Annotated in this window: 4 protein-coding genes and 1 pseudogene; all 5 read left to right on the top strand. The window is 37.5% G+C overall.

Annotated features, from left to right (window positions below):
• Nucleotides 1-587, top strand: a pseudogene (locus tag RQ763_RS03855) (tRNA uridine-5-carboxymethylaminomethyl(34) synthesis enzyme MnmG); the annotation flags it as partial.
• 582 nt (nt 588-1,169) lie between these two features.
• A complete protein-coding gene (locus RQ763_RS03850) occupies nt 1,170-3,332 on the top strand; it encodes a peptidase domain-containing ABC transporter (protein WP_314151303.1) in 2,163 nt (720 codons plus the stop codon).
• Entirely contained in the window at nt 3,329-3,832 is a 504-nt protein-coding gene (locus tag RQ763_RS03845; protein ID WP_314151302.1) for a GNAT family N-acetyltransferase, read from the top strand. The genes RQ763_RS03850 and RQ763_RS03845 overlap by 4 nt, the downstream gene beginning before the upstream one ends.
• Before the next feature lie 30 nt (nt 3,833-3,862).
• Nucleotides 3,863-4,876 (top strand): hypothetical protein, encoded by a 1,014-nt coding sequence (locus RQ763_RS03840; protein WP_314151300.1) that lies wholly within the window; start codon nt 3,863-3,865, stop codon nt 4,874-4,876.
• A gap of 29 nt (nt 4,877-4,905) precedes the next feature.
• A partial coding sequence (locus RQ763_RS03835; protein WP_314151299.1) for a YqiA/YcfP family alpha/beta fold hydrolase occupies nt 4,906-6,790 on the top strand: 1,885 nt, incomplete at its 3' end.

Here is a 6,790-nt window from a genome sequence, read left to right as displayed (position 1 = left end):
AGTATAGACTGCTTCTGCGTGAAGAGTCAGCCGACACAAGACTAAGCCGCTATGGACACGCTCTTGGACTGATTGATGATGAGGTTTATGCAAAAGTAGAATCAAAAAACGAGCAGATACAAGAGGGCTTAAAGCTTTTAAACGAGACTGTTTTTACGCCAAACAAAGAGTTTATAGAGTTTTTGGAGTCTATGGGGGAAGAGAAGATAAAAGATACTATTACCGCTCAGCAGCTTATCGCAAGAAAGAGTTTTGATGTCGAGAAGATGATAAAACTGGTTCCGGAATTAGCCGAACATGCACCATATATACTAGAAGAGATTTTGGTAGAGGGAAAATACTCCCGTTATGTTCAAAAGCAGAGCGAAGAGATACAGAAGATGAAAAAGTACCTCAAAATTGAGATTCCGCCGAGTTTTGATTTTAGAAGTATTAGCGGTTTAAGCAAAGAGATAGTCGAAAAGCTAGAGGCTTTCAATCCGCCTACACTTCAAGCGGCTTCGCAGATTTCGGGTATAACGCCTGCGGCTATAGAGATTTTGCATATCTACATAAAAATTGATGTAAGAAACAAGAAAGTTCGATAATGGATGTTTAGATTGTGAGTAAGTCTAATAAAATCATTCCTGAGTTTATGTTGGATAGCCCAAATGATACTTTTATGTTTCTAATGCCACTTAGTCTAAAACCAGACTATGAAGATATTAGAAATAGTTATTTCGAAGTTGCAGTCAAAAATTTAACTACAAAAGAACACTTTACTACCCTGATATCCCCAGAAGTATTTTTAAACTCTATAAGTGTCATTTATAAGAACAAAAGTTACTTTACAAGAATAAATGTTACTGCAGGATTGAAATTTGTCAACAAACAATTCAGAAATCCTCCAGTTCTTTTCAAAATCTCCAAACCAACCATTTGAATTTGTTGTTGTCACTGACATAAACATCAAGGAATATTCCAACTATTAAAAAGCAATTTTTAGAATTTATGTTACAAATAGATACATTTTTAATATAAATTCACTAAACTACCCTCTTATTGGCTTAAATTTTAAATTTAAAATACAACCTTAAGATTAAAAATATAATAATAAAAAATAATTATTAATAATACATAGTTTAATAGGTGTACAGAATGATATTTTTTTCTTTAGAGTTAACTATTTAATGCTAAAGAAACTTGTATCACTTCGACATCGAAATAGTTATAAAACCAAATTAGTAAATGCTGTAATCTCATCCGATGAATTTATATGGGGATTAGGAAGTCTTTGTGCACTGAATCGTGTTGCATTTGATTCTAAACTTGTTCTTAATCAATTTCCATTGCCACATACGAGTGATGCATTTATTCGGGCAATACGGCATATTGGTTTTAAAGCTAAAAATATTACATGTTTACCGCATAAACTTCAAAATCTCTCTTTCCCATGTTTCGCATTTGTAAAGCCTAAAAATACTGAAGACGGTACGGGTGCGTCTATCGTACTTCTCTCAGATGCTTCATCAGAACAGGTTATTTTATTTGAGCCAGGAACAAATGCTCCTTTAAAACTTTCGCTTGAAGCATTTTCTGAGCGTTATCTTGGTTCTGTTGTCCTAGCCGCCAAATCAATGGAAAAATTAGATGATCCAGATGCATTAGAGAGTGAAAAAGGTCATTTTGGTTTTGGATGGTTTGTTCCTGAATTACTCAAACATAAAAAGGTATGGCGTGATGTATTGTTTGCTTCTCTGGTTATTCAACTCCTAGCACTCGGTACGCCGCTCTTTACTCAAACCATTATTGACAAAGTGGTCGTTCACCGCACGGAGAGTACACTTCTTGTGATTGGAATTGGATTGGGCATATTTATGATTTTTTCGGCGATTCTTTCATGGGTGCGGCAATATTTGGTTCTCCATACAGGAAATCGCGTCGATGCTGTTCTTGCAGCAGGAGTATTTGACCATCTTTTTAAACTTCCTCCACGATATTTCGAACATCGTCCGACAGGTGTTATAGCCGCGCGTCTTCATGGAGTAGAGACGATACGCGAGTTTATCGCTTCGGCTGCTGTGACACTGATTTTAGATTTACCGTTTTTGCTCATTTTTGTAGGAATTATGTTTTACTACAGTGTCATGCTCACGCTTATTGCGTTGGCGGTGCTTGGCACGATTGCCGTTATGAGTTTCTTTGTAGCTCCTCTGTTTCAAAAACAGCTTAATGAGCAATTTTTACTCGGTGCGCGTAATCAGGCATTTTTAACAGAGTATATTTCTGGAATAGAAACGGTAAAAAGTTTACAAATGGAGCCGCAACTTCGTAACCGTTTTTCAGACTATTTGTCTGAGTATCTCCTTGCAACATTTAAAACCAAACAGCTCTCCAACACTTATAACACAATTGCCAGTTTTATGGAACAATTTTTGACTCTTCTAATCTTGGTAGTCGGAGCATACACGGTTATGAGTAGTACAGAGTTTACAATCGGGATGCTCGTAGCATTTCAGATGTTTGCAGGGAAACTTTCTCAACCTGTGATGAGACTGGTAGGGCTATGGCAACAGTTTCAACAGGCCGATCTCTCTGTGAAGCGTTTGGGAGATGTCATGAATGTTCCAACAGAACCATACTCCATTCAACCATCCCGCTTAAGAGAGGGCAAAGGGCTCATAGAGATAGAAGGGCTTAGTTTTCGTCATAGCGAACAACACCCTTTTCTTTATCGTGATTTTAATCTTTCAATTGTTCCAGGTTCTACCGTAGCGATTATGGGACCCTCCGGTTCAGGAAAAAGTACATTTGCAAAAATTCTTCAAGGATTTTATCAGCCAAGTGACGGGCGTATCCGTATCGATGATACTGATATCCAAAACTACTCTGCAAACGAATTACGTCACTACTTCGGGGTAGTTCCTCAAGAGACGGTTCTCTTTTCCGGTACCATCTATGACAATCTGCTTGCAGCCAATCCACATGCCACATTTGAGCAGATTATTCATGCGTGTAAACTTGCAGAGATTCATGAGACAATCGAAAAACTCCCCGATGGGTATCAAAATGTTATCGGTGAGAGAGGCTCAGGAATCTCAGGTGGACAGCGTCAGCGTCTAGCCATTGCCAGAGCACTTCTCAAACGCCCTAAAATTCTCATCTTTGATGAAGCAACAAGTGCTCTGGATGAGCAAACATCGGAGCAGTTTGCTACAACTGTCAATCAACTACATGGCAAAGTGACTATGCTATTCATTACTCATGCACTGCCTAAAAGCCTTATAGTAGACCGACTTGTCCAAATCGGAGAAAACAATCAAAATCAACAACAGGAGAAAGTATATTTATGACAATACGATTTGCAACTATAGAGGATATCCATGAAGTTGTCGAACTTGGAAGATACTTCCACGGTGTGACACGCTTTGCAAGCTATAAATTTAATGCCAATAGAGTGGCCGAGCAACTTCGAGCCGTTATAAATGCAGGACAGGAAAAACATGGAACACACTGTTTTATTGTTGCTGAAGATAGTGAAAAAAAACTTATTGGGGCATTGATTGGATGTATTGAGAGACACTTCTTCTCCGATGAGATTGTAGCGAGCATCATACACTATGATGTTCTACCTGAGAGAAGAATGAGCGGAGCAGCTTTAAGGCTTATGAGTGGTTTTCGTAAATGGGCAGAAAACCGTGGAGCCGTGGAGCTCTCAGCGGGGGTAAATAGTGGCACGCAAATTGATAAGACCGATAAATTTCTAAGACGCCTTGGATTTGTTCAAACGGGCGGAAATTATGCGTTGACATTAAATTTAGTACAGAGAGAGAATGAGAAAAATGGAAACTAAAATATATAACTTTAAGAAAAGGTGAACAGAGTGAGATTATTTATACGATTGGTTTTATTAAGCTTAAGTATAGTTGTTTTTGTATGGGGGCGGGATATTCCTGAGTATGTTACTGCATGGCCGAAACAAGTTCAGGTAGAAAAACCTGACCCCGTGTTGGGTGATAAGCTTATTTGGGAGCATTGGATATACAGTGAAAAGTTTGCAAAAAGATTTGAAGGCTTTAATCTTGAAAAAGTTGATTCTGAACTTCAAAACTCACCTATACAAGCTATAGTTTTAAGGATTTACAAAAAAAATATTTGGCTTGGAGTAAATGATAATTATCCTGAGCAGTATGTAACAGATGTAGATCTGTATTTTGATGATTCGTTTGAAATTCCACTATCAAATAAAAAATGGGAACATACTAAATCAGATGATTATCCTAAAGGTATTGAAGCAAGTTTTATGGAACTAAAACCGATTGATAAAAACGATATTAATATGTTAAAAATAGCAAAACCGATAGATTTCTATCCAAAAAAACCATACTTAGCATTTGTGCTTCCACTTGATGGCCGTTTCCGTGTTTTTGGAGGTGCTTACTATCCAAGTTTGTTAAAAGGAATTTCATATATAGCATTAAAAGCTAGACTAGTAAATGGTGTGGCAGTCCCATTGCAAAATGGAGGTTCTTTATGGTTATCACTTTTTGGAAAAGAGTCATATAAGGAAGCAAAAATAGCTATACGTCCTGGTGCAGTAGCAGGTTATTATAATATTATGAATAAAAATTTTGAACTGGATACCCATGTGCTAAAAAATGGTTTTATTTGTTTACCTACATCCTTTACTCGTATAGCATTGCCAAAAGTAGTATTAACTAAAGATTTGAATCATTGTATAAATAAGTATTATGTTTATAAAAAATACAATCAAAGCCAATCCAAGGAAAGTAAACTCTTATTTGAATGGTGTAATGATGTGGAAAATAAAGGAATAATATTTAATCGACTTGATAAAACAACAAGAGCTAATGGTTTGAATGAAATAGGTTTTTAAAATATATATTTGAAAAAAGGAAAAAATAAATGAGTACAGAATTAGAAATCATGAAATATGTGAATCTTGCTGATGCAGGATATAGTGGTGGACTAACTCCAATGGGATGGGAAATTTTAACGGTAGACAGTAATGCAGCCACAGGCTTTCATGCTACTGCTTATCAAAATCTTGATTCTGGAGAAATTGTAGTAAGTTATGCGGGAACTGATGATTTTACTGATGCGACACATAGTGATACATCACTTGTTCTACAAAATGTACCAGAACAATATGCAGAAGCTAGAGATTTTTATGATAAAGTCATAAATCAATATGGTAGTTCAAATTTAACAATTACTGGGCATAGTCTTGGCGGCTCTTTAGCTCAACTTATAGGTGCGTACTCAAAGCAAACAACTTATGCTTTTAATGCACCAGGGGTTGATGATATGAGACTATTAATTGATGAATTAAAGCTTAATACTAATGATGCCTCTAGTTTTACAAATATAAATAATTATAATATGTCGTATGATGTTGCAAGTAATATAGGAACTCAACTCGGTAATGTTGTTAACTACGATCCAAGCAGTTTAGAAGGGCTTGCAATATTCGCGAGTATTGCTGCTACTGTAGCTAATCCATTAGTCGGATCAATAATATTTGGTAAAACTATTCTTGGGCAACATTACATGAACCGTTTGCAAGAAGCTATAGCAACTCCCAAATCTACAGAATATATCAATGGTTATACATTTAATGAACAAACTGGAGAGTGGGGTTCTTATGATGCAGGTACCGACTCATACAAAATTGCCGATGAACAAACTACTCAAAACTTAAATTCACAACTGCAAGAAAACTATGAATATAATGCTTTGGCATTACAAGCAAATAAATTATTGACAGAATATCGTGGGTGGCAAACAGCCACAGAACAGCTTCGTGCACAGTATGGTCAAATTTGGACTGATTTTGATCCTAGTTTTGATGGTAACACTGGTTGGTTCAAAGATACTAATGGCAACTATATTGCACAATTCGAAATTGTTGAAGAAAATGGTCAAAATCTATTGAGAGTCTTAGGTGAAAATGGGCAGACGGTCAACTTAGATACGGGAGATGTTTCAGGCAAAGGAACATTGTTTTATGATTTAAACAGCGGCTTACAAAACCTCGTAGACGGCTTTTCTAATTTCCAAAACGATATCAACAACAGCGAAACAGGGCAAACTATCAATACTTACGGTCCATCAATTATTGATGCGTTGTCTCTCGTAAAAGCAATTCAATCAGGTGAACCTTTGCCTGTGGTTACATCAGGATTACGCTTAGCAAATGATATTTCGATAATCAATAATAATCCAAATTATATTCTCTCAGGTGCTGCAAATGCTACCTCTGGTGTTCTTAGTATTATGAGCTTAGATGCAGCACTCAAACGCGGAGACGGCTGGGCGATAGCTACATCGTCGGCTTATACGATAAGCTTTGCCGCTACGGCTTATGCACAGTTTGCTACACAATCTGCATTGACGGGTTCTGGGGAGCTTGCAAAAGCAATGACAGATGTATATGGACAAACAGCTGGAAGTGCTTTAAATTCATTAAACGGTGCATTACCATACCTCGGTCTTGCCGCAGCGATAGCTTTGGGAGATGAGACAGCGATAGCCGTTGCGGCAGTATCAATCGCATTTCCTCCGCTAGGAATGGCGTACGCCATCTACTCAATTGTCGACAGCCTCTTCGGCGGAGACGACATCCCAGACCCATGGGGAACAGGAAGATATGTTTGGGACGGTACAAGCATAAAAGTACAGAGTGCAGGAGAGACAGGAGGAAACGAAGCAGTCAGCGGCGTAATGCAAAGCGTCATCACTGCCATGAACTCTCTTATAGAACAACAACGCCTTACAAACCCTACAAGCT

Origin of the sequence: Sulfurimonas sp. (assembly GCF_032250635.1) — a bacterium.
Taxonomy (GTDB): Bacteria; Campylobacterota; Campylobacteria; order Campylobacterales; family Sulfurimonadaceae; genus Sulfurimonas.
This window is presented reverse-complemented; position numbering and strand designations above follow the sequence as displayed.